At 43.7% G+C, this 25,124-nt stretch carries 23 protein-coding genes and 2 tRNA genes; 23 read left to right on the top strand and 2 right to left on the bottom strand.

Translation table 11 applies throughout. From position 1 onward, the window contains the following. Positions 1 to 177: 177 nt before the first annotated feature. The 20 genes from veg (at position 178) to JI665_RS26980 (ending at position 19,477) form a co-directional block, all read left to right on the top strand. Entirely contained in the window at positions 178 to 441 is a 264-nt protein-coding gene (veg, locus tag JI665_RS27075; protein WP_009336667.1) for a biofilm formation stimulator Veg, read from the top strand. Positions 442 to 558: 117 nt separating this feature from the next. Next, positions 559 to 732 (top strand): small, acid-soluble spore protein, alpha/beta type, encoded by a 174-nt coding sequence (locus JI665_RS27070; RefSeq protein WP_026041722.1) that lies wholly within the window; start codon positions 559 to 561, stop codon positions 730 to 732. Positions 733 to 1,051: 319 nt separating this feature from the next. Next, positions 1,052 to 1,921, top strand: a complete 870-nt coding sequence (gene ispE, locus JI665_RS27065; RefSeq protein ID WP_206845903.1) for a 4-(cytidine 5'-diphospho)-2-C-methyl-D-erythritol kinase — start codon at positions 1,052 to 1,054, stop codon at positions 1,919 to 1,921. A 59-nt stretch (positions 1,922 to 1,980) separates the two neighbouring features. Continuing rightward, a complete protein-coding gene (gene purR, locus JI665_RS27060) occupies positions 1,981 to 2,799 on the top strand; it encodes a pur operon repressor (RefSeq protein WP_009336664.1) in 819 nt (272 codons plus the stop codon). A 24-nt stretch (positions 2,800 to 2,823) separates the two neighbouring features. Further along, complete coding sequence (gene ridA / locus JI665_RS27055) at positions 2,824 to 3,198, top strand: 2-iminobutanoate/2-iminopropanoate deaminase (RefSeq protein WP_206845875.1); 375 nt, start codon at positions 2,824 to 2,826, stop codon at positions 3,196 to 3,198. Positions 3,199 to 3,385: 187 nt separating this feature from the next. Next, positions 3,386 to 3,676 carry a septation regulator SpoVG gene (gene spoVG / locus JI665_RS27050; RefSeq protein WP_009336662.1) on the top strand — a complete coding sequence of 97 codons (291 nt, stop codon included), beginning with the start codon at positions 3,386 to 3,388 and terminating at the stop codon, positions 3,674 to 3,676. 272 nt (positions 3,677 to 3,948) lie between these two features. Next, the gene (gene glmU, locus JI665_RS27045) at positions 3,949 to 5,322 is read left to right on the top strand and encodes a bifunctional UDP-N-acetylglucosamine diphosphorylase/glucosamine-1-phosphate N-acetyltransferase GlmU (RefSeq protein ID WP_206845874.1); all 1,374 of its coding nucleotides are present in this window, start codon (positions 3,949 to 3,951) and stop codon (positions 5,320 to 5,322) included. A 27-nt stretch (positions 5,323 to 5,349) separates the two neighbouring features. After that, positions 5,350 to 6,306: a ribose-phosphate diphosphokinase gene (locus JI665_RS27040; protein WP_206845873.1), complete on the top strand. Its 957-nt coding sequence runs from the start codon at positions 5,350 to 5,352 to the stop codon at positions 6,304 to 6,306. Positions 6,307 to 6,469: 163 nt separating this feature from the next. After that, on the top strand, positions 6,470 to 7,120 hold the full coding sequence (locus JI665_RS27035; protein ID WP_206845872.1) for a 50S ribosomal protein L25/general stress protein Ctc: 651 nt from the start codon (positions 6,470 to 6,472) through the stop codon (positions 7,118 to 7,120). 448 nt (positions 7,121 to 7,568) lie between these two features. After that, positions 7,569 to 8,129, top strand: a complete 561-nt coding sequence (gene pth / locus JI665_RS27030) for an aminoacyl-tRNA hydrolase (protein WP_206845870.1) — start codon at positions 7,569 to 7,571, stop codon at positions 8,127 to 8,129. Between the two features lie 130 nt (positions 8,130 to 8,259). After that, the gene (locus tag JI665_RS27025; protein WP_206845867.1) at positions 8,260 to 8,490 is read left to right on the top strand and encodes an anti-sigma-F factor Fin family protein; all 231 of its coding nucleotides are present in this window, start codon (positions 8,260 to 8,262) and stop codon (positions 8,488 to 8,490) included. Between the two features lie 474 nt (positions 8,491 to 8,964). Then, positions 8,965 to 12,504 (top strand): transcription-repair coupling factor, encoded by a 3,540-nt coding sequence (gene mfd / locus JI665_RS27020; RefSeq protein WP_206845864.1) that lies wholly within the window; start codon positions 8,965 to 8,967, stop codon positions 12,502 to 12,504. Between the two features lie 415 nt (positions 12,505 to 12,919). Next, positions 12,920 to 13,456: a stage V sporulation protein T gene (gene spoVT / locus JI665_RS27015; protein WP_009336655.1), complete on the top strand. Its 537-nt coding sequence runs from the start codon at positions 12,920 to 12,922 to the stop codon at positions 13,454 to 13,456. A 530-nt stretch (positions 13,457 to 13,986) separates the two neighbouring features. Then, positions 13,987 to 15,594 (top strand): putative polysaccharide biosynthesis protein, encoded by a 1,608-nt coding sequence (locus JI665_RS27010; protein ID WP_206845861.1) that lies wholly within the window; start codon positions 13,987 to 13,989, stop codon positions 15,592 to 15,594. 8 nt (positions 15,595 to 15,602) lie between these two features. Continuing rightward, the gene (mazG, locus tag JI665_RS27005; protein ID WP_206845859.1) at positions 15,603 to 17,057 is read left to right on the top strand and encodes a nucleoside triphosphate pyrophosphohydrolase; all 1,455 of its coding nucleotides are present in this window, start codon (positions 15,603 to 15,605) and stop codon (positions 17,055 to 17,057) included. Positions 17,058 to 17,076: 19 nt separating this feature from the next. Continuing rightward, positions 17,077 to 17,343 carry an RNA-binding S4 domain-containing protein gene (locus JI665_RS27000; RefSeq protein WP_009336652.1) on the top strand — a complete coding sequence of 89 codons (267 nt, stop codon included), beginning with the start codon at positions 17,077 to 17,079 and terminating at the stop codon, positions 17,341 to 17,343. Between the two features lie 238 nt (positions 17,344 to 17,581). Continuing rightward, positions 17,582 to 17,884, top strand: coding sequence for a sporulation protein YabP (gene yabP / locus JI665_RS26995; protein WP_206845858.1), 303 nt, complete (start codon positions 17,582 to 17,584; stop codon positions 17,882 to 17,884). Then, positions 17,881 to 18,513 (top strand): spore cortex biosynthesis protein YabQ, encoded by a 633-nt coding sequence (gene yabQ / locus JI665_RS26990; RefSeq protein ID WP_206845857.1) that lies wholly within the window; start codon positions 17,881 to 17,883, stop codon positions 18,511 to 18,513. The genes yabP and yabQ overlap by 4 nt, the downstream gene beginning before the upstream one ends. 15 nt (positions 18,514 to 18,528) lie before the next feature. Then, positions 18,529 to 18,939, top strand: coding sequence for an FtsB family cell division protein (locus JI665_RS26985; RefSeq protein WP_206845856.1), 411 nt, complete (start codon positions 18,529 to 18,531; stop codon positions 18,937 to 18,939). A gap of 82 nt (positions 18,940 to 19,021) precedes the next feature. Then, positions 19,022 to 19,477: a S1 domain-containing RNA-binding protein gene (locus tag JI665_RS26980; protein ID WP_206845855.1), complete on the top strand. Its 456-nt coding sequence runs from the start codon at positions 19,022 to 19,024 to the stop codon at positions 19,475 to 19,477. Between the two features lie 328 nt (positions 19,478 to 19,805). On the opposite strand, the gene JI665_RS26975 is transcribed toward JI665_RS26980, so the two are convergent. Together JI665_RS26975 and JI665_RS26970 are read right to left on the bottom strand one after the other, a co-directional pair. Beyond that, positions 19,806 to 19,877, bottom strand: a tRNA-Glu gene (locus tag JI665_RS26975). 270 nt (positions 19,878 to 20,147) lie between these two features. Then, positions 20,148 to 20,221 (bottom strand) — tRNA-Met (locus JI665_RS26970). A 356-nt stretch (positions 20,222 to 20,577) separates the two neighbouring features. Here JI665_RS26970 and spoIIE point away from each other — a divergent pair. From spoIIE to JI665_RS26955, 3 genes are all read left to right on the top strand, one after another. Beyond that, on the top strand, positions 20,578 to 23,058 hold the full coding sequence (gene spoIIE, locus JI665_RS26965) for a stage II sporulation protein E (RefSeq protein WP_206845854.1): 2,481 nt from the start codon (positions 20,578 to 20,580) through the stop codon (positions 23,056 to 23,058). Between the two features lie 239 nt (positions 23,059 to 23,297). Then, positions 23,298 to 24,035, top strand: a complete 738-nt coding sequence (locus tag JI665_RS26960; protein ID WP_206845852.1) for a VWA domain-containing protein — start codon at positions 23,298 to 23,300, stop codon at positions 24,033 to 24,035. After that, complete coding sequence (locus tag JI665_RS26955) at positions 24,004 to 24,981, top strand: serine/threonine protein kinase (RefSeq protein WP_206845901.1); 978 nt, start codon at positions 24,004 to 24,006, stop codon at positions 24,979 to 24,981. The genes JI665_RS26960 and JI665_RS26955 overlap by 32 nt, the downstream gene beginning before the upstream one ends. Positions 24,982 to 25,124: the final 143 nt, after the last annotated feature.

The raw sequence follows: 25,124 nt of genomic DNA, 5'->3' as shown, positions 1-25,124 counted from the left end.
GCTTTCAAAAACCATACATAATCTTTGCCATTTAAGGTAATCCTAAAATTGTTGAAAATTAGAAGAAAAAGTAGAACAAAACATATTGACATTTATTTTTAAACACTGTTATAATTTATATTTTTGTTTGACAGTATTGTGTCAGTGTGATATACTTAACATAGTGAGGTGGACCGAATGGCAAAAACATTATCAGATATTAAAAAAGCTCTTGATTCAAATCTTGGGAAAAGGCTCCTGCTAAAAGCAAATGGCGGGCGCAGAAAGACCATTGAACGCTCAGGGGTTCTGGCAGAAACGTATCCTTCAGTATTTGTGATTGAGTTAGATCAGGATGAAAATGCATTTGAACGGGTATCTTACAGCTATGCAGATGTTTTAACAGAAACGGTTCAAATTACATTCTATGAAGACACATCAGGACAGGTTGCTTTAAGCTAATATATATGACAGCGGGCGGTGAACAAATTGTTTACTGCTTTTTGTTTGCCTTTTTTCATGAATGAAAGGCCCCTTTCACATACTATACATACCGCAGTGCGAAAGGGGATGTTAATGTTGGGCAGAAGACGGGGCGTTATGTCAGACGGTTTAAAAGAAGAAATTGCGAAAGAGCTTGGCTTTTATGATGTGGTCCAAAAGGAAGGATGGGGCGGCATCCGTGCCAAAGATGCCGGCAATATGGTTAAGCGGGCTATTGAAATCGCACAGCAGAACCTTCTTAACAAATAGCATTCGCACAGATTATGTTTAAGCATTAATATGCACTGCGTCAGCCGAAGCTTATGCTTCGGCTTTTCCTTTTATTAAATAGTGTTAACCCTTATATTCCAAGCCATTGCGCTTTTCTGTTTAATTTGTGGTAAAATAGGACAAAAAATGGAGACGCTCTAGAAGAAAAGCACAATACTGCCGCTTATTGCCGGTTAAAATAAAGTCAATACTGAATGAATGTATGGCATTCCCTTTAGAATGGGCCGGCAGGCCAAAGAGCTTCGCTTAATGGAGCTGGACAGGAGTCCGATTTAGAGGAAAGAAGTAGGTGGAAATGTTGAAGGTCATGGTGAAGGCGCCTGCTAAGATCAACTTGTCATTAGATGTTTTACATAAACGGGAAGATGGCTATCATGAAGTGGAAATGATAATGACAACGATTGATTTGGCAGACCGCCTGGAATTAACACTTTTAGATAAGGACGAGATAAGGATAATCTCTCATAACCGATTTGTTCCGGATGATCAGCGAAATTTGGCATATCAGGCTGCACACCTTCTTAAGGAACGGTTTCAAGTGAAAAAAGGTGTATCCATTACAATAGAAAAAGCAATCCCGGTTGCTGCGGGACTTGCTGGAGGCAGCAGTGATGCAGCCGCAGCTCTAAGAGGCCTTAACAAGCTGTGGGATTTGGGGCTTTCATTGGATGAGCTTGCCGAAATCGGGACGGAAATCGGTTCTGATGTGTCCTTTTGTGTATACGGAGGAACTGCTTTAGCTACAGGAAGAGGAGAAAAGATTCAGGAGCTTCCTGCTCCTCCAACCTGCTGGGTCATACTGGCTAAGCCGTTCATTGGCGTATCGACTGCTGACGTTTATAGAAGACTGGATGTAGAGCAGGTACAGCATCCGAATACTGCAGGAATGATCGAAGCGATTAATGCCGGCAGCTACAATGATGTCTGCCGGAACATGGGGAATGTTCTGGAGGATGTAACACTAAATATGCATCCCGAGGTGCTGCAGATAAAAGAACAGATGAAACGATTTGGTGCGGATGCTGTTCTGATGAGCGGCAGCGGACCGACCGTCTTTGGGCTTGTGCATCATGATTCAAGAATGCATCGGATTTATAATGGCCTTAGAGGTTTTTGCGACCAGGTTTTTGCGGTCAGAATGCTCGGAGAAAGACATAAGCTTGATTAAATCCGTATATTAATGGTATATTATCGTTAAAATATTCGGATTTAAATGGGGGTTCCACAATGAAATTTCGCAGAAGCGAACGGTTAATAGATATGACCAATTATTTATTGAACCATCCGCGTCAGCTGGTATCCTTAACTTTCTTTTCAGAAAGGTATGGTTCTGCCAAGTCTTCGATCAGTGAAGATCTCACAATCATCAAAGAAACATTTGAGCAAAGAGGAATCGGCACGCTGCAAACCGTTTCCGGAGCAGCAGGCGGCGTAAAGTTTCATGTTAAAGTAACCGATGATGAAGCCCGGCCATTTGTAGATGAGCTCTGCAGCTTAATTGCCAGTCCGGAAAGGCTTCTTCCCGGCGGCTATCTTTATATGACAGACATTCTTGGAGACCCTTTAATTGTACAGCGTGCAGGAAGGCTCTTTGCCTCAGCCTTTGCAGATAAACCTGTTGATGTGGTCATGACGGTAGCTACAAAAGGGATTCCCCTTGCTTATGCTGCCGCTAATTATCTCAATGTGCCCGTTGTTATCGTCAGACGGGACAGCAAGGTGACAGAAGGATCCACGGTAAGCATTAACTATGTGTCAGGTTCCGCCAAAAGGATTCAGACCATGGTTCTTTCAAAAAGAAGCCTGGCAGAGGGATCCAATGTCTTAATCATTGACGATTTTATGAAAGCAGGCGGAACGGTTAATGGCATGGTCAGCATGCTGGAAGAATTCAAAGCAAACCTCGCTGGCATTGCTGTCCTGGTCGAGGCAGAAAAAGCAGAAGAACGGCTGGTTGACGAGTACCTTTCTCTTGTGCGTCTATCCGATGTTGACGTGAGGGAAAAGAAAATCAATGTAAGTGAAGGCAACTATTTTAAAAAATAATCATATTTTTTAGGGGGAGAATTCATGAAAGTCATTCAAACGAATCACGCGCCGGCAGCAATTGGGCCATATTCTCAGGGAATTACAGTAAATAACCTATTCTATAGCTCAGGGCAAATTCCGCTTACGGCAGAAGGTGTTATGGTTGATGGTGATGTAAAAGAACAGACGCATCAGGTATTTAAAAACCTGCAGGCAGTGCTTGAAGAAGCGGGCGCGTCATTAGATACCGTTGTAAAGGCAACGGTATTTATCAAGGACATGAACGAGTTTGCAGCCATCAATGAAGTGTATGGGGAATATTTCAGCACACACAAGCCTGCGCGCTCCTGTGTGGAAGTGGCACGCCTGCCAAAGGATGCATTGGTTGAAATTGAAGTGGTAGCCCTCGTAAAATAAATAACCGCGTTTATTTTCGCTCGTTCATGTGAACGGGCGTTTTTTAATACAGAAAAGTGCTTTAGCAGTGAATATTTTATTTTGAACAAAATATTCAAAAAATATTTTTTATCTAAGAAGGAGATTCAGGAAATATGTTGAATTTATACAATTAGGATTATATCTTCTCGAAAAGGTGGTGAACAGAATGGAAGTGACAGACGTAAGATTACGCCGCGTTAACACGGATGGACGAATGAGGGCAATCGCATCTATTACGCTGGATCATGAATTTGTTGTTCATGATATTCGTGTGATCGATGGGAATAATGGCTTATTTGTAGCTATGCCGAGCAAACGTACTCCGGATGGGGAGTTTAGAGATATCGCGCACCCGATCAATTCAGGAACGCGCGGTAAAATCCAGGAGGCTGTATTAGCCGAGTACCACCGTTTAGGTGAATTAGAAGTGGAATTTGAAGAAGCCGGTGCTTCCTAAGAAAATATATCAACAAGGGCCTGCTACATAAGTAAGGCTCTTTTTTATTTTAGCTGTGAAAATTCAAGCTCTGAGACCCCCTGTTATTGGCGGTGCTTAGGGCTTTTTTCTATCTTGTTTATTACCCCTCCTGTAAAAATATTAAACCATTTCTTCAGAAAATACCGTTAATGGTAATGACAAATATATGTACTTTGTCATCATTTCTTGAAATAAGAGCCCATTTAAGATATATTCGTTATGGATAAAAAGGTTAAATTGGAGGCCTGTAAATGTCTAATCGATACGCGGTCATTTTAGCCGCAGGCCAGGGGACAAGAATGAAGTCAAAGCTTTACAAAGTCCTTCACCCTGTTTGCGGCAAACCGATGGTTCAACATGTTGTTGATCAAGTTACAAAGCTTAACATAAAAGAAATTGTCACCATTACTGGACATGGAGCGGAAATGGTAGAGCAGCAGCTTGGCTCAAGCAGCAAATATGCTCTTCAGGAGGAGCAGCTGGGCACCGCTCATGCCGTTATGCAGGCCCGCGATATGCTTGAAGGCAAAGAGGGCGTGACGCTCGTAGTATGCGGAGATACACCGCTCATCAAACATGAAACAATGGAAGCGCTTTTCAAGCATCATGAAGAGCTTTCTGCCAAAGCGACTATTTTAACAGCCCATGCGGAAAATCCATTTGGATATGGACGCGTGATCCGAAATGACATGGGAATGGTTGAAAAAATCGTTGAACAGAAAGATGCTTCCGAGGAAGAACGAAAGATAAAAGAAATCAATACTGGAACCTATTGTTTTGATAATAAGGCTCTGTTTGAAGCCTTAAACAAAGTTACAAATGATAATGTGCAGGGTGAATACTACCTGCCGGATGTGATTGAGATCTTGAAAAATGAAGGGGAAGTCGTTACAGCTTACCAGACGGCTGATTTTGGCGAAACCCTGGGTGTCAATGACCGGGTAGCCTTATCGCAGGCAGAATCCTTCATGAAACAGCGGATTAATGAAGAACATATGCGTAATGGCGTGACCATTATCGATCCGTCAAACACATATATTGGAGCGGATGTGAAAATTGGCTCTGATACAGTTCTTTATCCTGGAACCATCATTTCCGGCAATACCATCATTGGTTCTGAGTGTGTGATCGGACCAAATACGGAAATTTCTGATTGCCATATTGGAGAAGGCACAGTGATCCGCCAGTCTGCAGCGCATGACAGCCATATCGGTTCACAAGTGAATATTGGGCCGTTTGCTCACATTCGTCCGCAATCAGATATTCATGATGAAGTGAAAATCGGCAACTTTGTTGAAGTGAAGAAGTCTGTTTTCGGAAAAGGAAGCAAAGCCTCTCACCTGAGCTATATTGGCGACGCAGAAGTAGGCAAGGATGTTAACCTGGGCTGCGGCTCAATCACTGTCAATTATGACGGCAAAAATAAGTACCTGACCAAAATCGAAGACGGTGTATTCATTGGATGCAACTCCAATCTCGTGGCACCGGTAACGATCGGGGAAGGTGCATATGTGGCAGCAGGCTCGACAATTACTGAAGATGTGCCGGGAGAAGCCCTTTCCATTGCCCGTGCACGCCAGGTGAACAAAGAAAACTACACGCAAAAATTAAACATTAAGAAATAAACCGAAATAATTCGATGGAGGCCCAAAATGTCAAACCAGTATTTAGATCCAAACTTAAAGGTGTTCAGTTTAAATTCAAATCGCAAGCTAGCTGCAGAAATCGCCAATGTGATTGGTGTGGAGCTTGGTAAATGTTCCGTAACCCGCTTCAGCGACGGCGAAATCCAAATTAACATTGAAGAAAGCATCCGCGGATGCGATGTATATGTGATCCAGTCAACTAGCTCTCCTGTCAATGAGCATTTAATGGAGCTTTTGATCATGATCGATGCTCTTAAGCGTGCATCTGCCAAGACCATTAACATCGTAATGCCTTATTATGGCTATGCCCGCCAGGACCGCAAAGCAAGAGCACGTGAGCCGATTACAGCTAAGCTTGCAGCAAACCTTTTGGAAACTGCTGGTGCAACCCGTGTGATTACACTTGACCTGCATGCGCCGCAAATTCAAGGATTCTTCGATATTCCTATCGATCATTTAATGGGTGTGCCAATCCTTTCTGATTACTTTAAGAACAAAATGATGGATAGCGACATCGTAATTGTATCTCCAGACCACGGCGGTGTAACACGTGCGCGTAAAATGGCTGATCGCTTAAAAGCGCCGATTGCCATCATTGACAAGCGCCGTCCAAGGCCAAATGTGGCTGAAGTCATGAACATTGTAGGTAACATTGATGGAAAAACTGCCATCTTAATCGACGATATCATTGATACTGCCGGAACGATTACATTAGCAGCAAATGCCCTGATCGAGAACGGTGCATCAGAAGTCTATGCATGCTGTACACACCCGGTTCTATCTGGACCTGCCATCGAAAGAATTGAAAACTCAACAATTAAAGAATTGGTTGTAACAAACTCAATCACACTTTCAGAAGAGAAGAAAACAGACAAGATTGTCGAACTTTCCGTAGCACCGCTAATCGGTGAAGCAATCATCCGAGTTCATGAAGAGCAATCTGTCAGCACTCTTTTTGATTGATCGGCAATTTAATAATCCATCCAGGCTTGCTGTAAAGCAAGCCTGGTCTGCGTTCTTTCTAAAAACAATAAACCTGAAAAAACAAAAACGTTTAGACTTCCTCATTTTAGGGCATTTTTTTATATAGACATGAATTTTTCTAAATGAGGAAGGGGACGTATTTATGACAGCTGTATTGCAAGCAAAAGAAAGAAAAGGTTCACGCAACTCCAACTTAACTTCACTGCGAAAAGAAGGTAATATTCCGGCAGTTGTGTATGGTTCAAAGCTGCAAAGCCAATCCATCTACTTAAGCGAAGCCGATTTTCTAAAGACGATCAAGGAAGTAGGCAGAAACGGCGTATTTTCATTAGATGTAGATGGCAGCAAACATGAAGTGGTGCTTGGTGACTACCAGTCCAATCCGATTAAAAATGCAATTGTACATGCAGATTTTCTTGCGGTGGATATGAATAAGGAAATGACTGCAGATGTACGCGTCGTCTTGACTGGAGATGCAGCAGGAGTAAAAGATGGAGGCGTTATGCAGCAATCCATGCATGAAGTCTCTGTGACAGCGACACCAAATAATATTCCATCTTCCGTTGAAGTGGATGTAACGAATCTGCAGGTGAATGAGACCTTAACAGTTGCTGATATCAAGGCCAATCGAGGCTATGAAATCAATAATGAAGAAGACGAGGTTATCGCATCCATACTTCCTCCAAGACAGGAAGAAGAAATTAACAGCGGTGAAGAACAGGAAGCAGGCACTCCTGAAAATGAAGAAGGCAGAGAAACAACAGCAGATGAAGATAAGACAGGTGAAGAATAAGCTCGAGGGAAGCTATTCTTGCAGGGGCTTGGCAATTATGTCCAGCCCCTGTTTGCTTGGTATTAGAAAAAAAAGCAGTGTAAAAGGGATTCGATGAGTCCGAATAAGGGGCACATTCGGACAGAAAGAGAAGAAAAAGGAGCAACCGAGTCCGAATAAAGGGCATATTCGGACAGAAAGAGAAGAAAAAGGAGCAACCGAGTCCGAATAGGGGACACATTCGGACAGAAAGAGAAGAAAAAAGAGCAACCGAGTCCGAATAAGGCTCACATTCGGACAGGATCAGATGCCGCAGAGGCAGCCGAGTCTGAACCCGGCACACCTTCCGGCAGATTCTTCTTACCGAATAACACACTTTCTACTATAATGAAAAAGAGAATGGAATAAGTTCAGCGCAAGCGCCAGGTTATTACTGGACGTCTGCGCTTTTCGAATATGGGGTGAGAAAATGAAATTAATTGTAGGGCTGGGGAATCCCGGCAAGCAATATGATAAGACGAGGCACAATATTGGCTTTGATGTGATTGATGTTTTATCGGACCGGCTGAATATTCCTTTGAATCAGGCAAAGCTGAAAGGCGTATTTGGCACAGGTTATGTGAACGGAGAGAAAGTATTTCTGCTTAAACCTCTTACATATATGAATTTATCCGGAGAGTCCATTCGGGCCGTTATGGATTATTTCGAAATAAATGATGACGAACTTGTGGTCATTTATGATGATCTGGATCTTCCTGTAGGCAAGATACGGCTCCGTCAGAAAGGGAGCGCAGGTGGCCATAATGGGATCAAATCTACAATCGCTCATCTGGGATCACAGGAATTTAACAGAATACGAGTTGGCATCGACCGTCCGCCAAGCGGCATGAAGGTGCCTGACTATGTGCTGGGCCGCTTTTCTAAAGAAGAACAGGACATTATGGACGAAACGGCTAAAAAGTGCGCAGATGCCTGTGAGGAATGGTTCAGAAGACCATTTTTACAGGTAATGAACGATTTTAATCAATAATCTTCATATTTTATCAATCTTATCATAGAATAATGTATCTCTACTTTGCCGGCAGCTGCCGGATGCATGAATAATTTCCCTGCCCGAAGTCCATACTAGAATTATGGACAGTTTAACGGGAGGGACAGGCATGGCTATCCACTATCATTGCCGTCATTGCGGAACAAAGATTGGTTCTTTAGAGAACAGCTCTGTTCATTCAGAGCAGCTTGGCTTCCATAAGCTCAACGATCAGGAACGCCAGGAAATGATCTCCTATGATCAAACAGGAGATATGCATGTGAAAGCAATCTGTGAGGATTGCCAGGAATCACTGGAGCGCAATCCGGATTATCATCAGCAGGACTTCATTATTCATTAACAAGCTTTGGAGACGATCCAAAGCATTTTTCTATTTCTCCTTTGAGGCAATCATTGTTTTTGATAGAAACCGTTCTATAGATTCTTGTTGCATCCATAATTTATTTAGTAAGATTAATAATAGTTAAAATGATTTTGCAGACTGTCAGTTATCTGGCTCGATGGGCCTGGAATGGCATCTGCTTTTTGGCGGTTGAACTGCCAGAGCGCCCTGTGCGCTTTTTAAGATAAAAATCCTTGTAACTTTGAACCTATTTAGCTCCAGCGCCAGTACCATTGAGGAGTCGAGGCGCTTGCGCTATTAAAAGATAAAGGGAAACTTTGAACGTTGAGAACTGTCTAGCTCCAGCGCCTACCCCCTCGAGGTCATAAGCCAATCCTCCAAAAAGGCAAAGAACGCCTTTCTGAGAGGCTCGTCTTATGCTCGTCGGGGGTGATCGAGGCGCTTGCGCTTTTCGTTATAGGAGGGGCTTTCATGTTAGGTCTTAAAGAGATTATTAGCCGGCAGGATGATGTAAGTTCCATCTTGTCTGGAATAGAGGAAGGACTAAGGGAGCAGATGCTTGCCGGATTATCAGGATCGGCACGCACCCTGTTTTTGTCTTCGATATATGAGCATTCGGGAAGGCCGATGCTGGTTGTAACACACAACCTTCTGCAGGCACAGAAGCTATATGATGATATCGTCAATCTTGCAGGAGAATCGGAAGTTTTTTTGTATCCTGCAAATGAGTTAATTGCAGCGGAAATGGGGATTGCCAGCCCGGAGTTAAAAGCCCAGCGGATTGAGGCTTTAAATTATTGGAGCAAACATAAGACAGGAATCATGATCGTCCCGATGGCCGGGTTAAGAAAGATTCTCCCGCCTCCAGGCCACTGGCAGAAATACCAGCTTTCTTTAAAAATTGGCGATGAACTGACAGAGGAACAATTAAAGAACTTTGTCCGGATGGGCTATGTCCGTTCGGAAATGGTTTCTTCCCCGGGAGAATTCAGTGTCAGGGGCGGAATTATTGATATCTATCCACTGACTGAGGCTGATCCAGTCAGGATTGAGTTATTTGATACAGAAGTTGATTCAATCCGGACTTTTTCTTTGGAGGACCAAAGGTCAAAAGAAAAATTAAACGAGTTTTCGATTGGGCCTGCAACCGAAATCCCTCTTGATTCAGAGCACTACCAGACAATAATTGAAAAACTGGAAAAGGGTTTGGGATCAAGCCTGAAAAAACTGAAAGACGATAAAGCGAAAACACAGCTGGCCCAAAATGTTGGCTATGAATTAGAACAGCTGCGAATGGGGAACAAGCCTGAACAGCTTTTCAAATACCTATCGTTTGCCTTTGAGGAAGGAAGTAGTTTAGTAGACTATCTCCCCGTCAATGGCTTAATTTTCATTGACGAAATCAGCCGTGTGCAGGAAATGAACGACTCCCTTGATAAGGAAGAGGCCGAATGGTATACAAGTCTTTTAGGTGAAGGCCAGATTATTCATGATGTGAAGGTTTCCCACACCCTAAAAGAGTTTCTGCACCGTTCAAAGCATCCGATTACGTATATGTCACTGTTCCTGAGACATGTACCGAATACAAATCCGCAAAACATCATTAACGTCACCTGCAAACAGATGCAGAATTTCCATGGACAGATGCATGTGCTGAAAAGCGAGCTGGACAGATGGAAAAAGGGCAGATATTCGGTCGTATTCCTGGGTCCAGACCAAGAGAGGATCAAAAAGCTGCAAAGAGTGCTTGAGGATTATGAGATAGAAGCGGCATTTGTGAGTGAGGATGACCCGATTTTAACAGGGAAAATCCAAATTACAGAGGGCAGTCTGCAGACCGGCTTTGAGCTTCCAAGCCAAAAGCTGGCTGTTATTACCGAAGAAGAGCTTTTTAACAAACGCACAAAAAAGAAAGCACGCAGGCAAAAGCTTTCGAATGCAGAAAGAATTAAAAGCTATTCCGAACTGAAGGTTGGAGATTATGTCGTTCATGTTAATCACGGGATCGGAAAATATTTGGGGATTGAAACTCTGGAGATTAACGGGGTCCACAAAGATTATCTGCATATCCGCTACCAGGGCAGCGACAAACTGTATGTGCCAGTGGAACAGATTGATCTTGTCCAGAAGTATGTCGGCTCTGAAGCAAAAGAGCCAAAAATATATAAGCTGGGCGGAAACGATTGGAAGCGGGTTAAGAAGAAGGTTCAATCCTCTGTTCAGGATATTGCGGATGATCTGATCAAGCTATATGCAGAGCGTGAGGCATCAAAAGGCTATGCCTTCAGTCCGGATGGGGATATGCAAAGGGAGTTTGAAGCGGCCTTCCCTTACCAGGAAACAGAGGACCAGATCCGCTCCATCCATGAAATTAAAATAGATATGGAGAGGGAGCGCCCGATGGACCGCTTATTATGCGGAGATGTGGGCTATGGGAAAACAGAAGTGGCTATCCGTGCTGCCTTTAAGGCGATTGCGGATGGAAAGCAGGTTGCCATCCTCGTTCCGACGACCATTTTGGCTCAGCAGCACTATGAAACAATGAGAGAACGATTCCAGGATTACCCGATTGAAATTGGGCTTTTAAGCCGATTTAGAACAAAAAAGCAGCAGACCGAAACCCTTAAAGGCTTAAAGGCAGGGACTATTGACGTAGTTGTCGGCACACACCGGATTTTATCAAAGGATATTCAGTATAGAGATTTAGGCCTGCTCATTATTGATGAGGAGCAGCGCTTTGGTGTGACACATAAAGAAAAGATCAAGCAGCTTAAGACCAATGTGGATGTCCTTACACTGACAGCAACGCCAATCCCTAGAACCCTTCATATGTCAATGCTTGGCGTCAGGGACCTATCGGTCATAGAAACACCGCCTGAGAACCGATTCCCGGTCCAGACGTATGTGATGGAGTATAATGGTGCATTGGTTCGTGAAGCAATTGAAAGGGAACTGGCGAGGGATGGACAGGTCTATTTTCTATATAACAGGGTGGAGGATATAGAACGAAAAGCCGAGGAAATATCCATGCTGGTTCCAGATGCAAGGGTAACATATGCCCATGGGAAAATGACGGAAAATGAGTTAGAATCTGTTATGTTAAGCTTCCTGGAAGGCGAGTCCGATGTTCTCGTCAGCACAACGATCATTGAAACAGGCGTAGATATTCCAAATGTCAACACGCTGATTGTCCATGATGCAGACAAAATGGGTCTGTCCCAGCTTTATCAGCTTAGGGGCCGGGTTGGCCGTTCCAACCGGGTTGCCTACGCGTATTTCACATATCGAAAAGATAAAGTATTAACAGAAGTAGCTGAAAAGCGGCTTCAGGCCATAAAGGAATTTACAGAGCTCGGTTCAGGTTTCAAAATTGCCATGCGGGATTTATCAATCAGAGGCGCCGGCAATCTGCTTGGAGCCGAACAGCATGGATTCATCGACTCTGTCGGTTTTGATCTGTATTCGCAAATGCTTAAAGAAGCGATTGAAGAACGGAAAGATAAGCTCGATGGCGTCGAGGCAAAACAGGCTAAAATTGAGATTGACCTGGATGTTGATGCTTATATTCCTGATTTCTACCTGTCTGATGGCCATCAGAAAATAGAAATGTATAAGCGCTTCCGCGGCATTTCTTCGCTTGAAGATGTGGAAGAGCTCCAGGATGAGATGATCGACCGTTTTGGCGAGTATCCGGATGAGGTGGGTTATTTATTCCAGATTGCCGAAATGAAGGCCTACGGTGAATTTGCCGGAGTCGAGACAGTTAAACAATCCAAACAGGAAGTACTGATTCTTTTATCAGAAAAGGCCAGCGAGCATATAGATGGCCAGAAGATTTTCCAGATCACAAGCAAATACGGCAGAATGATCGGCCTGGGCATGGAAGGAAAGAAACTGAAAGCTGTCCTCCATATTAAAGGCGTCAAAACAAATGAATGGCTCAACATTGCATACGAAGTGATCAAAGGAATGCAGGAAGCGAAAAAGGAGCAGGAACATCCAACTGCGTAAATTTATGGAAACACCACTGTCAATAAAATGAAACAATAGAAATGTTTATCTCTTTCTGACGAGGGTAATTTTAAGTTGAAGGATCATTTGGAATGTTTATCCGTTTTTGGAATGAATAACATCTATGAGAAAAAGTTTTTGTGCACGTATATAACTTTCCATATGAAAGATACTAAGTTCAAACATGGCGATGCATTCATTTTCTCCCAATTATGGATCATAGCCAAAAGAGGAAAGAGTAAGTGCTGTGCTGGAGAAAGAGTTGTCTAGCTCCAGCGCTTAGCCCTTCGAGCCATAAGACAAATCACTCCAGAAATCGGGATCTTCCTGTGTGATTGGTCTTATGCTTGCCAGGACTGAGCAAGGCGCTTCCGCTTTTCTATTAAATCATCAGATGAAAGTGAGGCAACGTTGGATGAAAGCAACAGGTATAGTTCGTCGAATCGATGATTTGGGTCGTGTAGTCATTCCTAAAGAAATCCGCAGAACACTGCGTATTCGTGAGGGGGACCCGCTGGAGATTTTCGTAGATCGTGATGGAGAAGTCATCTTAAAGAAATATTCACCAATCAGTGAACTGAGCGATTTTGCAAAAGAATATGCAGAAGCATTATATGACAGCCTGGGAAATCCAGTGTTAATCTGTGACAGAGATACTTACATTGCTGTTGCAGGAGGTTCTAAAAAGGATTACTTAAACAAAAACATAAGCGATCTTGTTGAAAAAACAATGGAAGAGCGCAGTTCAGTCCTGGTTAACCAGTCAGGCGACATCTCGCTTGTTGACGGGAACACAGAATCTTCCTCCGCTTATACAATTGGCCCAATCATTGCAAACGGCGACCCAATTGGAGCAGTTATCATTTTTGCAAAAGAAGATTCACTTGGCGACGTAGAACAAAAGGCAGTTGAAACTGCAGCAGGCTTCTTGGCCAGACAAATGGAATCATAAAAATGGATACTTAATGAAAGGGGTAGCGGAATGCTGCCTTTTTTCTTTGGGGTAGGAGGTACCGCGCGTAAACTGGGTTGAAGTGCGCGTCAAAGTCTCGAATCAGCGCGTAATCGTAAAAGGAGCGCGCGTAAACCAAGGAATTCCGCGCACAAAGTAAGAGAGCGCCCGCAATTGAAGGAAATTCGCGCACAAAAGTCCCGGACTGGCGAGTAAACAAAAATTTAACGCGCGCAAGGTTAGTGAGCACTCAACCCAAGGATATCCGCGCGCAAAACCCCGACCCGCTCGTAAAAGAAAATATAACGTGCGAAAACAAAGATTTCCAGCGCAAATGGTTAATGAGCGCACACAATCGAAGGATATTCCCGCGTAAAAACACGAAAGCAGCGTGTACCCAAAAAACAACGTGCGCAATCCCGTTAAATCCGTGCACAATCAAAATTATCCGCATCCAACCCAAGCGTTCCCGCGCATAAAGCTTCAATATGCTATAATACTTTCGAATTCAATTGGAAGGAGATGGGCAATTGAAGCCCGTTCAGACATCTGGCGATTTGTTTAGAGGTGCGTTTATTCTGACGATCGCTGCCCTGATTACCAAAATTTTAAGTGCTGTTTACCGGGTCCCCTTTCAAAATATTGTCGGGGATGTAGGTTTTTATATATATCAGCAGGTCTATCCGTTCTATGGAATTATTATCGTGTTATCTACATATGGATTTCCTGTCATTATTTCAAAGCTTTATGCCGAGCATGCCGCTCTAAAGAAAGAGAAGGATGTTCAGAACTTATTTGCCGTTTCTGCTTTTGTACTGTCCATAATAGGTTTTATCGGGTTCTCCATTCTGTATTGGGGTTCGGACTGGCTTGCTGTCAGGATGGGCGATCCGCAGCTGGCGATTTTACTCAGAGTGGTGGCGGCCATGTTTCTTCTTTTTCCTATTCTGTCCCTTTTCCGGGGCTATTTTCAAGGCAAAGGAGACATGGTTCCGACCGCAGTTTCCCAGGTGGGTGAACAGCTTGTCAGAGTCATTACCATCCTGATGGCCGCATATTTGCTTGTTAAGGGTGGAAATTCTTTATACATGGTGGGGGGCGGGGCCCTTTTTGGGGCCATAACCGGCGGACTTATTGCCATCCTGATTTTAATCACCTTCTTTTATATAAAAGAAAGAAAAAACCTGCCGTCCGCCATTGCCATCGATTTTAAAAAAAGCGGCAAGCTGGCCAAAACAATTATCATACAGGGATTTGCCATCTGCATCAGCAGCCTCGTGCTTATTTTTATTCAGCTGGCAGATTCGTTCAATTTATACTCGCTTTTATTAACATCCGGAATTGAAGGGGAGGAAGCGAAAGCGCTGAAAGGTGTGTATGACCGCGGTCAGCCGATTGTTCAGCTGGGCATTGTTGTGGCAACATCCATGTCCCTGTCGCTGGTGCCGCTCATTTCCAAAGAAAAAATGAGAAATCAGCCTGCATTCCTTCATAATAAAATCAGACTTGCCCTTCAAATCGGCATTCTCGTTGGGGCTGCAGCAACGGTGGGCCTCTGGAATATCATAAGGCCTGCAAATATTATGCTGTTCGAAAACCCATCAGGATCAGATGTCCTGGCGATTCTTAGTCTGCTGATATTGCTGAGCAGCCTGATCATCACAATCACAGGAATCCTGCAAGGACTGGGATTTATCTTTTTTCCGGCAGCGGCCATTCTGATGGGATTTGCGGCAAAACTTAGCCTGAACATCCTATTGGTGCCTAATTACGGCACAGCTGGCGCAGCGGCCGCATCATGCCTGGCACTTGCTGCCGTCTTAATTCTTCTTATCGTAAAGCTGCGGGTATATTTGAAAATATCATTGCTTTCTCTTCGCTTTTTAGTGGTGGCCGGTTTTGCTGTTTTAATGATGTCGATTGTTTTGCAGCTGTACCTTCAGGCCACAGCCATGCTGCCAATATCTGAACCGGGCAGAATGTTTGCCGGATTCCAGGCATTAAGCGGCGTAGCGCTGGGAGGCTTTACGTATTTGTATATCGTGTTTAAAGGCAATACTTTTAAAGAGGAAGAGCTTGCTCTGCTTCCGCTTGGAAGCAAACTCATGTTCTTGCTTCCCAAAAAGACTAGGAGATGAATCACTTTATGAAAAAAATAACCATTCTCGGGCTTGGAGCAGGAGACTTGGATCAGCTTCCTTTTGGTGTATATCGAAAAATTAAACAGGCAAAGGTCTTATACCTGCGGACAAAGGAGCATCCGGTTCTGCGCGATCTCGAACAAGAAGGGCTGACTTATCAGTCTTTTGATCATATCTACGAAAAGCATGAGCAATTTGAAGAAGTGTATGAGGAAATTTGTGAGTTTCTCCTGGAAGAAGCCATTGCCAAAGAGGTTACTTATGGAGTTCCAGGCCATCCGCTTGTTGCGGAACGTACGGTGCAGCTTCTCATAGAGCGTGCCCCGCAAAAAGGCATTGAGATTATGATTGAAGGAGGACAAAGCTTCCTTGATCCTTTATTTCAGGCTTTGAAAATTGATCCGATCGAAGGATTTCAGCTTCTGGATGGAACCGATTTAAACAGAGATGAGATCCAGGTGACCCACCACGTCATCATTGGACAGGTTTATGATCAGTTTGCTGCGAGCGACGTCAAGCTGACACTGATGGAAAAACTGCCTTACGATTACGAGGTTTATATTGTAACAGCAGCCGGCAGCAAGGATGAGGTTATTAAACAAGTGCAGCTGCATGAACTGGATCATAATATGGAGCTGAATAACTTAACTTCTGTATATGTGCCTCCTGTGAAAGATGATGCAGTTCTCTATAAAGATTTTTCAAAACTGCGGAGCATTATTGCAGAACTGCGGGGGCCAAATGGCTGCCCATGGGATAAGAAGCAAACCCATGAATCATTGAAGAAATATTTAATTGAAGAAGCCTATGAGCTGATTGAAGCAATTGAAAATGAAGATAGCGGGCATATGACAGAAGAATTGGGAGATGTCCTTCTCCAGGTGATGCTTCATGCACAGATTGGCGAGGATGATGGCTATTTTACCATCGATGATGTAATTGAGGGCCTTTCTGAAAAAATGGTCCGCCGCCACCCTCATGTCTTTGGTGATGTCGAGGCTGAAGATGAAGAGGATGTGCTGAAGAATTGGCAGAGCATTAAGCAGGAAGAAAAGGGTGAAAAGCAGGAATCCATGATGGATTCTATCCCGAAATCATTCCCGAACTTAATGAGAGCTGCTGAAATTCAGAAAAAAGCAGCAAAAGTCGGCTTTGACTGGAAGGAAGTCGAGCCTGCCTGGGAGAAGGTAAAAGAAGAGATTGCCGAATTCGAGAAGGAAGCGGTAAAATTCAGCTCTGAAATGGAGTCGGAATTTGGCGATATCCTGTTTGCGCTTGTGAATATTTCACGTTTCTATAAAATTGATGCCGAAGAAGCTGCGAGAAAAACCAATGAAAAATTCATCCGACGTTTTACATATGTGGAAGGACGGGTAATAATGAGCGGCAGAAAATTTGAAGACTTTACGCTTGAACAGCTCGATGAATTCTGGAATGAGGCAAAAGCCAAAGGTTATTAATAGAGGGAGTGGGAAAAAGATGAGATTAGATAAATTTTTAAAAGTATCCAGGCTTATAAAGAGAAGAACACTGGCAAAAGAAGTCTCTGATCAGGGAAGGATCTCAATAAATGGACAGCAGGCCAAAGCAAGCTCAACCGTTAAAGTGGGAGATGAACTTCAAATCCGCTTCGGGCAGAAGCTGGTAACGGTCAAAGTAGAGCGCCTGCAGGAAACGACCCGCAAGGAGGAAGCAGCGGAAATGTACTCGATTGTTAAGGAAGAGAAAGTAGAATCGGAGGCATAAGGCCTGTGCTTATGGAGATTGGCCGATAAAAGAGCAAAGTTGGCCGTTAAATTACCGTTTTAGGCCGATAGAATCTTCATATTGGCCGTTAAATCTTAATTTAACGGAATTTCGTCCGGTTTCATAGTTCCAAATTCAGCAGCACCTCCGCTTTTCCTATTGGCTTGTTCTATTTTAATCCCGCTTTTCATAAACATGTACAAAAAGGTTGTACTATGCAGATTGCGGGGGATAAATAATGAGTCAATATTATGAGTCAAATTCAAACAAAACCAATACTCAGGAACATGATGTCATTATGAGAGGCAGAAGACTGCTCGATATTACAGGCGTTAAACAGGTCGAAAGCTTTGATAATGAAGAGTTTTTGCTGGAGACAGTGATGGGATTTCTTGCGATTAGAGGGCAGAACCTGCAGATGAAGAATCTGGATGTGGACAAGGGAATTGTTTCCATCAAGGGGAAGGTATTTGACCTCGTTTATATTGACGATCAGAATGGAGATAAAGCTAAAGGATTCTTTAGCAAGTTGTTCCGATGACGCTGACCACTCAATTTGTGACCATGCTGGCGATGGTCGGCATGGGAAGTGTATTTGGGGCTGCCCTTGATACGTATAATCGTTTCCTGCAAAGAACCAAGCGGAAAAGCTGGCTTGTATTTATTAATGACATTCTTTTTTGGCTTGTCCAGGGACTGGCAATCTTCTATATTTTATTTCTGGTGAATAAAGGCGAGTTAAGGTTTTATATTTTCATTGCTTTGCTGTGCGGTTTTGCCGCTTATCAAAGCCTATTTAAAAAAATGTATCTGCGGGTATTGGAGATATCCATCCGGATGGCGATCTCCATATACCGCTTTTTCGTGAAGACCATTACTTTGCTCATCTATAAGCCCATCCAGGGTCTTATTATGGCGTTAATTGCGATAGCCGTTATGCTTGGAAAAGGACTTTATTCCCTTTTAAAAGTCATACTTCGAGTCTTTTGGTTCATCTTAAAAATGATTTTTCTGCCTGTCAAATGGATTTTGTCACTTTTGTGGAAATTATTGCCGAAAAAGATTAAAAAAACAGTCGAGAAGTTATATAATAAATTGGCAGGATATTTACAGCTGATAAAGAATTATGTTTTAAAATGGATTGCAAAGTGGAAGAAACCTAAAGAGTAAGGAGGGAGTGCGGAAATGAGTGTCACCAAGAAGAAAAATGTAGCCAAAATGGAAACCAGCTATGTCAAACAGCAGGAAGCAGCAGAGATCAGTGCGGGCCGTAAGAAAAAGCTATTATTTCGCAGATTAGCGGCATTTTTCACACTGGCAGCCGTCGTTTCATTTTTTATGATCTCTACACTCGTTTCGCAGTCTGCTGCTCTGGAAGAAAAAGTAGAAGTGAAAACCAGGCTGGACCAGGAGCTTTCTGACCTGGAGAAGAAGGAAGTTATGCTCGAAGAAGAAATTGTTAAGCTGAATGATGATGAGTATATCGCGAAGCTTGCCCGCAAGGATTACTTCCTATCTGACAATAACGAAATCATTTTTAACCTCCCTGAAGAAGAGACGGAAAAAGAAAAGAAAAAGGAAAAAAAGGCTGACTGACGCTTTATTGACACTCTTTTTTTGGTTTCTGTATAATATATAATAAGTTTGATTTAAATATTTCAAGGAGGCAATTTTTTTAATGTCAATCGAAGTAGGCAGCAAGTTAAAAGGAAAGGTCACAGGCATTACAAAATTCGGAGCATTTGTGGAGCTGCCGGAAGGCTCAACGGGTCTGGTACACATAAGTGAAGTCGCTGACAAGTATGTAAAAGATATTAATGAGCACCTCAAAGTGGGTGACATGGTTGAAGTGAAAGTCATTAATGTCGAAAAGGACGGCAAGATTGGATTATCCATCAAAAAGGCAAAAGACCGGCCTGAGCGTTCTGAAAGACCTGAAAGAGGCGACAGAAAAGAATTCAGACCTAATACAAACTCTGGCCGACCTCGCCATAACAGATCAAACGACCATCGCCCTAAAGAAAACTTTGAAGCCAAAATGGCTCGTTTCCTAAAGGACAGCGAAGATCGTCTGTCGTCGCTAAAGCGCCATACTGAATCCAAACGTGGAGGAAGAGGCGCTAAACGGGGATAACTTGCTGCTGATCGATCTATCTATATAGCAGGATGGAAAACAAGTCCGATGGGGCTTGTTTTTTTGTGTTGTTTAACGCTGTAAATTCTGCAGGCAGCTTATTAATAGTGAAACCTTGATACAGTGAGAAGTGACCGATATATGGTAAAAAAGTAGCTGATATATTGAAAATCTGGCCGATAAACCTGAAAAAGCTACCGATAAACTGGAAGGGAATTAAACAGTTTAATCAATTGCTTGGTAAAATCTAATATTATGTTCTGAAAGAAGAAAAAATCCTCAATATCCATCAAAAAAACGCCAGCCTAAGGCTGACGCTCTTTTGAAATGACCCGTACGGGATTCGAACCCGTGTTACCGCCGTGAAAGGGCGGTGTCTTAACCGCTTGACCAACGGGCCGTGGAAGATAACATTCTAAGTTGTCCAGCTGCAGCGCCTACCCCCTCGAGGTCACAAGCCGCTCCTCCCAAAAAGGTAAAGAACACCTTTCTGTGCGGATCGTCTTGTGCTTGTCGGGGTGACCGAGGCGCTTCCGCATTTCAATAGTCCAGCTTCAGCGCGTAGGGGCTCGAGGTCATAAGCCAATCTGTCAAAAGGGTAAAATGCAACCTTTCTGCCATTTTGTTTTATGCTTGTCGCCCCTGGGCAACGCGCTTCCGCATTTCATGATAGCGGCGGAGGGGATCGAACCCCCGACCTCACGGGTATGAACCGTACGCTCTAGCCAGCTGAGCTACACCGCCATGTTCTAATAGATTTATAGATGCGCTCTGAAGCACAAGATTTATAATACAAATTTTTAAAAAGGAAGTCAATAAGATATTTAAAGAAATATGTCGTAAATCTCCCTTGCCTCTTCGTCAATTTCTTCCATGCTTCTCTTTCCGATGAAAGCTGTTATTCCAAGGGTTTGTTTACTTTTTTTGTAAGAATCCAGTCCAACTTCAGCAGGTCCAATTTTAAATCTTGTTACCTATCCCCATATATAGTGGAAAACCGTCGAACGAAATGCCTGGGCTTGTCTGCTATTTTGACAAACTTCTGGAGCGCTGGATTTTATAATTGTCAGCAACGATAAAAATATGGGGAGTGTAGTTTAATGGAAAAGGTAGAAAGGAATGTAATGGAGCCGATCGGGGAAGTGCCCTTCAACAAACCGAAACTGGATTTTGCCAAAGGCTTAAAAAAACTCCACTCAGGGTTGGAGAATTTCTTTCTGAAAAAAGGCTATGTTCTGCTGATCATTGGCTTTTTGCTTGGAAGAGCCTTGATATTGGCGAAGCTTACCCCATTTAGCCTACCGTTTTTTGCAGCGGTTTATTTCATACGAAGGGATAAGGCGCCCCTGGCACTAGTGGGATTAATGGCCGGTGCTGCCACATTGTCCATCTCCAATGCTGTATCCGCTTTTGGAATAACCTTCATCTTTTTATTTGCCTTCCGGGTCTCGAAAAAATGGCTGCACAATGAAATCAGGGCCCTGCCTTTTTTTGTATTCTTCACTCTTTTAGGAGGCAAGCTCCTGGAGGCATTCATTATGAAGGGCCAGCTGACTTTATATGATGGAATGATGGCCGGTGTTGAGTCAGGTCTTGGCTTCATTCTAACGCTAATTTTTCTGCAGGGGCTGCCGCTGCTTTCGATTAATAAACGCAGACAATCACTGAAAACCGAAGAAATCGTCTGCCTGATCATTATGCTTGCTTCTGTCATGACGGGAACAATAGGCTGGACTGTCTATGATCTTTCTGTCGAGCATATTATGTCACGCTATCTTGTACTTCTCTTTGCCTTTGTGGCAGGAGCAACAGTCGGTTCTACAGTAGGGGTGGTAACCGGCCTGATCTTCTCCCTTGCGAATATATCGAGCTTTTATCATATGAGTCTGCTAGCCTTCGCGGGTCTATTAGGCGGTCTTTTAAAAGAAGGCAGGAAGTTCGGTGTGGCATTCGGCCTTCTGATTGCGACACTCCTGATGGGCATGTATGGAGAAGGAAGCGGAAACCTCATGAAAACTCTGTCCGAAACAGGCGCAGCGATTCTCTTATTTTTATTAACTCCGCAGGCTTTAACGATGAAATTGGCCAAGCAAGTCCCGGGAACACCTGAATATGCCGCTGAGCAGCAGCAATATATGAGAAAAATGCGCGATGTGACAGCACAGCGTGTTGCCCAGTTCTCAAGCGTCTTCCAGGCCCTTTCCAAAAGCTTCTCCTCTCATGATGAGCCTTCTGAATGGGAAGAAGACGGTGACAGGGAAGTGGATTATTTCTTAAGCAATGTAACTGAAAAAACATGCCAGACCTGCTTTAAGAAAGATCATTGCTGGTCAAAGAACTTTAATACAACCTATGACTATATGATGGATATTATGCATGATGTGGATAACAATGAAGGTTCCCTTTCTCCAAAGCTTGCGAGAGATTGGGAAAAGTACTGCACAAGATCGAAAAAAGTGACTGAAGCTGTACAGCAGGAGCTTACCTATTTTAAGGCGAACCAAAAGCTCAAGAAGCAGGTTCAGGAAAGCAGAAGGCTGGTAGCTGATCAGCTGATGGGTGTTTCGGAGGTGATGGGTGATTTCGCCAAAGAAATCCAGCGGGAGCGGGAAAATCATCATAAACAGGAAGAACAGATACTTGAAGCGCTTCAGGAGTTTGGCATTCATATCGAGCAGGTGGAAATCTACAGCTTGGAGCAGGGAAATGTCGACATTGATATGACTATCCCATATTGCCAGGGGCATGGAGAATGCGAAAAGCTAATTGCACCGATGCTATCTGATATTTTGGGAGAAACAATATTAGTAAATTCAGAGGAATGCGCCGCGTTCCCGAATGGATACTGCCATGTCACATTCAGGTCAGCCAAGGCATTCGTGGTGGAAACAGGCGTTGCACATGCTGCGAAGGACGGCGGTTTAGTATCAGGCGACAGCTATTCAACTATCGAGCTGGGCTGCGGAAAGTATGCGATTGCCATCAGTGATGGAATGGGCAATGGGGAAAGGGCTCACGCGGAAAGCCAGGAAACACTTCAGCTACTGCAAAAAATTCTTCAATCGGGCATTGAAGAGCAGGTTGCCATTAAATCAGTCAATTCCGTTCTTTCATTAAGGACCACAGACGAAATATTCTCCACCTTGGATTTAGCCATGATTGATCTGCAGAATGCTGACGCGAAATTTTTGAAAATTGGTTCAACTCCAAGCTTTGTAAAGAGAGGCCATAAAGTGATGAAAATTCAGGCCAGCAATCTCCCTATGGGCATTATCCAGGAATTTGATGTAGATGTTGTCAGTGAGCAGCTTAAAGCGGGAGATTTGCTGATTATGATGAGTGATGGCGTTTTTGAAGGGCCAAAACATGTTGAGAACTTTGATTTGTGGATGAAGCGCAAGGTATCCGAGTTAAAGACGGACGATCCTCAAGAAGTGGCCGATTTAATTATGGAAGAGGTGATCAGGTCACGATCCGGAAATATTGAAGATGATATGACGGTGGTGGTGTCAAAGGTCAAACACAATACTCCTAAATGGACCAGCATCCCCGTACATGCCATCCGCCAAAAGGCCAACTGATTAATTTGCTCATAGTTAAATAACTCAATAAGGTCTCTGAAGTTAGGTAATTGTCCAGCTCCAGCACCTACCCCCTCGAGGTCACAAGCCAGGCTTCCCAGAAAGGCAAAGTACGCCTTCCCGTGAGGCTAGTCTTGTGCTTGTCGGGGGTGAACAAGGTGCTTCCGCATTTCTTAGGTATATTTCCCCTCCTTTCAGTCGAAAATGCTAACAACTCAGAATGTGGAGGGGAGTTTCAAATGAAAACAGGAACACTGAAGCAAATTTTACTGATAACGGATGGCTGTTCAAATCAGGGTGAAGATCCTGTTGCGATGGCGGCACTGGCCAAGGAGCAGGGTATAACTGTGAATGTAATCGGAGTCATGGAGCAGGATGTCATTGATGAACAGGGAATGAATGAAATTGAAGGAATCGCAATGTCAGGAGGCGGAGTCAGTCAGGTTGTCTACTCTCAGCAGCTGTCCCAGACGGTACAGATGGTGACGAGAAAAGCCATGACCCAGACACTTCAGGGAGTTGTGAATAAAGAGCTCCAGCAGATCCTGGGCGGCTCAAAAACAATGGAAGACCTTCCGCCTGATCAGCGGGGGGAAGTGATGGAGGTCGTGGATGAACTCGGTGAAACGGTTGAACTTGAAGTGCTGGTTCTCGTGGATACCAGTGCAAGCATGAAGCATAAGCTTCCTACCGTAAAAGAAGCCTTGCTGGATCTCTCCCTAAGTCTTAATGCCCGATCTGGTGATAACCGTTTTTCCGTATTCGTATTTCCCGGGAAAAAGAAAGATGTCGAAAAACTGCTGGATTGGACACCGAATCTTGAATCTCTGACCAGTATTTTCTCGAAATTGACAACAGGCGGGATTACGCCTACAGGTCCGGCCATTCATGAGGCACTAAACCATTTTAAGAAAAAACGTTCATTAAGGAGTCTGCTTTCCCGTGATGATGAATCATTCTTTGAAGAGTCAGTGTAAAGTAAACCCTGGTACTGTGATTGAAGGAAAGTGGCACCGAAACCGATATACCATTATAAAGGAATTGGGGTATGGTGCTAATGGGATTGTGTATCTCGCCAAAAACCAAAATCAGCAGGTTGCTTTGAAAATGAGTGATAACGGGATGTCCATCACGTCTGAGGTGAACGTCCTTAAATCCTTTGCAAAGGTCCAAGGCTCTGCCCTCGGGCCTTCTTTGCTTGATGTGGATGATTGGGAAAGAAGGAGTGGAAAGGTTTCGTTCTATGCAATGGAATATATACAGGGCCCTGATTTGCTAACCTTTATCCAGCAAAAAGGATCCTCCTGGACCGGTGTCTTAATCGTACAGATGCTGAATGATCTTGATTCCTTGCATAAAGCGGGCTGGGTTTTCGGTGATTTAAAGCCGGATAATTTGATCGTAACAGGCCCACCCTCAAAAATCCGTACGATTGATGTGGGTGGAACCACTATTCAAGGCAGGGCGATAAAAGAATTTACCGAGTTTTATGATCGCGGCTATTGGGGATTGGGGACCAGAAAGGCTGACCCTGCCTACGATCTTTTTGCTGCAGCCATGACTTTAATCAATACAGCATACCCGAAAAGATTTGCTAAGACAACAGGTGACCTCAAACAGCTCAAAATGATGGTCCGCCAAAAGAAAGAACTGCTGAAATACGAAGATGTTATTCTAAATGCCCTGCAAGGAAACTATAGCTCGGCAGGTGAAATGAGAAATGATATGCTTCAGCTCACCCGTTCCAACCCGCCGCAAAGGAGCACGGGAAACAGGAATGCCGGACAATCAGCTGGTCCTCAGCCTGCCAGCAGGCAAATGTACCGGCAAAAAAAGCAGAAAGGGAGTATCTTTGAAACCCTGCTGATTACCCTTATCGTGACGCTTCTTTATTTCTTATATATTTATGGACAGCTGCTTTAAATTTGTGAAAAATGAAACTTTCTTCTCCCTGATCCGTATAGTAAGCTTAATCCCTTTTGATATTTACCCTTTAAAAATGATATGCTTTTCTATATGAAGGATTATGCTGCCCTTTGCAGGGGTAATGATAAAGTGAAACTTCA

The organism is Bacillus sp. NTK034, from assembly GCF_017303275.1.
Classification (GTDB): Bacteria; Bacillota; Bacilli; order Bacillales; family Cytobacillaceae; genus Cytobacillus.
This window is presented reverse-complemented; position numbering and strand designations above follow the sequence as displayed.

Coding starts and splice junctions, on each gene's coding strand:
- spoVT (WP_009336655.1), top strand. CDS start 12,920: ATGAAAGCAACAGGTATAGTTCGTCGAATCGATGATTTGGGTCGTGTA.
- JI665_RS26980 (WP_206845855.1), top strand. CDS start 19,022: ATGTCAATCGAAGTAGGCAGCAAGTTAAAAGGAAAGGTCACAGGCATT.
- JI665_RS26955 (WP_206845901.1), top strand. CDS start 24,004: ATGATGAATCATTCTTTGAAGAGTCAGTGTAAAGTAAACCCTGGTACT.
- spoIIE (WP_206845854.1), top strand. CDS start 20,578: ATGGAAAAGGTAGAAAGGAATGTAATGGAGCCGATCGGGGAAGTGCCC.
- pth (WP_206845870.1), top strand. CDS start 7,569: ATGAAATTAATTGTAGGGCTGGGGAATCCCGGCAAGCAATATGATAAG.
- yabQ (WP_206845857.1), top strand. CDS start 17,881: ATGACGCTGACCACTCAATTTGTGACCATGCTGGCGATGGTCGGCATG.
- veg (WP_009336667.1), top strand. CDS start 178: ATGGCAAAAACATTATCAGATATTAAAAAAGCTCTTGATTCAAATCTT.
- spoVG (WP_009336662.1), top strand. CDS start 3,386: ATGGAAGTGACAGACGTAAGATTACGCCGCGTTAACACGGATGGACGA.
- JI665_RS26960 (WP_206845852.1), top strand. CDS start 23,298: ATGAAAACAGGAACACTGAAGCAAATTTTACTGATAACGGATGGCTGT.
- mfd (WP_206845864.1), top strand. CDS start 8,965: ATGTTAGGTCTTAAAGAGATTATTAGCCGGCAGGATGATGTAAGTTCC.
- ridA (WP_206845875.1), top strand. CDS start 2,824: ATGAAAGTCATTCAAACGAATCACGCGCCGGCAGCAATTGGGCCATAT.
- JI665_RS27040 (WP_206845873.1), top strand. CDS start 5,350: ATGTCAAACCAGTATTTAGATCCAAACTTAAAGGTGTTCAGTTTAAAT.
- JI665_RS27025 (WP_206845867.1), top strand. CDS start 8,260: ATGGCTATCCACTATCATTGCCGTCATTGCGGAACAAAGATTGGTTCT.
- yabP (WP_206845858.1), top strand. CDS start 17,582: ATGAGTCAATATTATGAGTCAAATTCAAACAAAACCAATACTCAGGAA.
- JI665_RS26985 (WP_206845856.1), top strand. CDS start 18,529: ATGAGTGTCACCAAGAAGAAAAATGTAGCCAAAATGGAAACCAGCTAT.
- JI665_RS27000 (WP_009336652.1), top strand. CDS start 17,077: ATGAGATTAGATAAATTTTTAAAAGTATCCAGGCTTATAAAGAGAAGA.
- mazG (WP_206845859.1), top strand. CDS start 15,603: ATGAAAAAAATAACCATTCTCGGGCTTGGAGCAGGAGACTTGGATCAG.
- purR (WP_009336664.1), top strand. CDS start 1,981: ATGAAATTTCGCAGAAGCGAACGGTTAATAGATATGACCAATTATTTA.
- glmU (WP_206845874.1), top strand. CDS start 3,949: ATGTCTAATCGATACGCGGTCATTTTAGCCGCAGGCCAGGGGACAAGA.
- JI665_RS27035 (WP_206845872.1), top strand. CDS start 6,470: ATGACAGCTGTATTGCAAGCAAAAGAAAGAAAAGGTTCACGCAACTCC.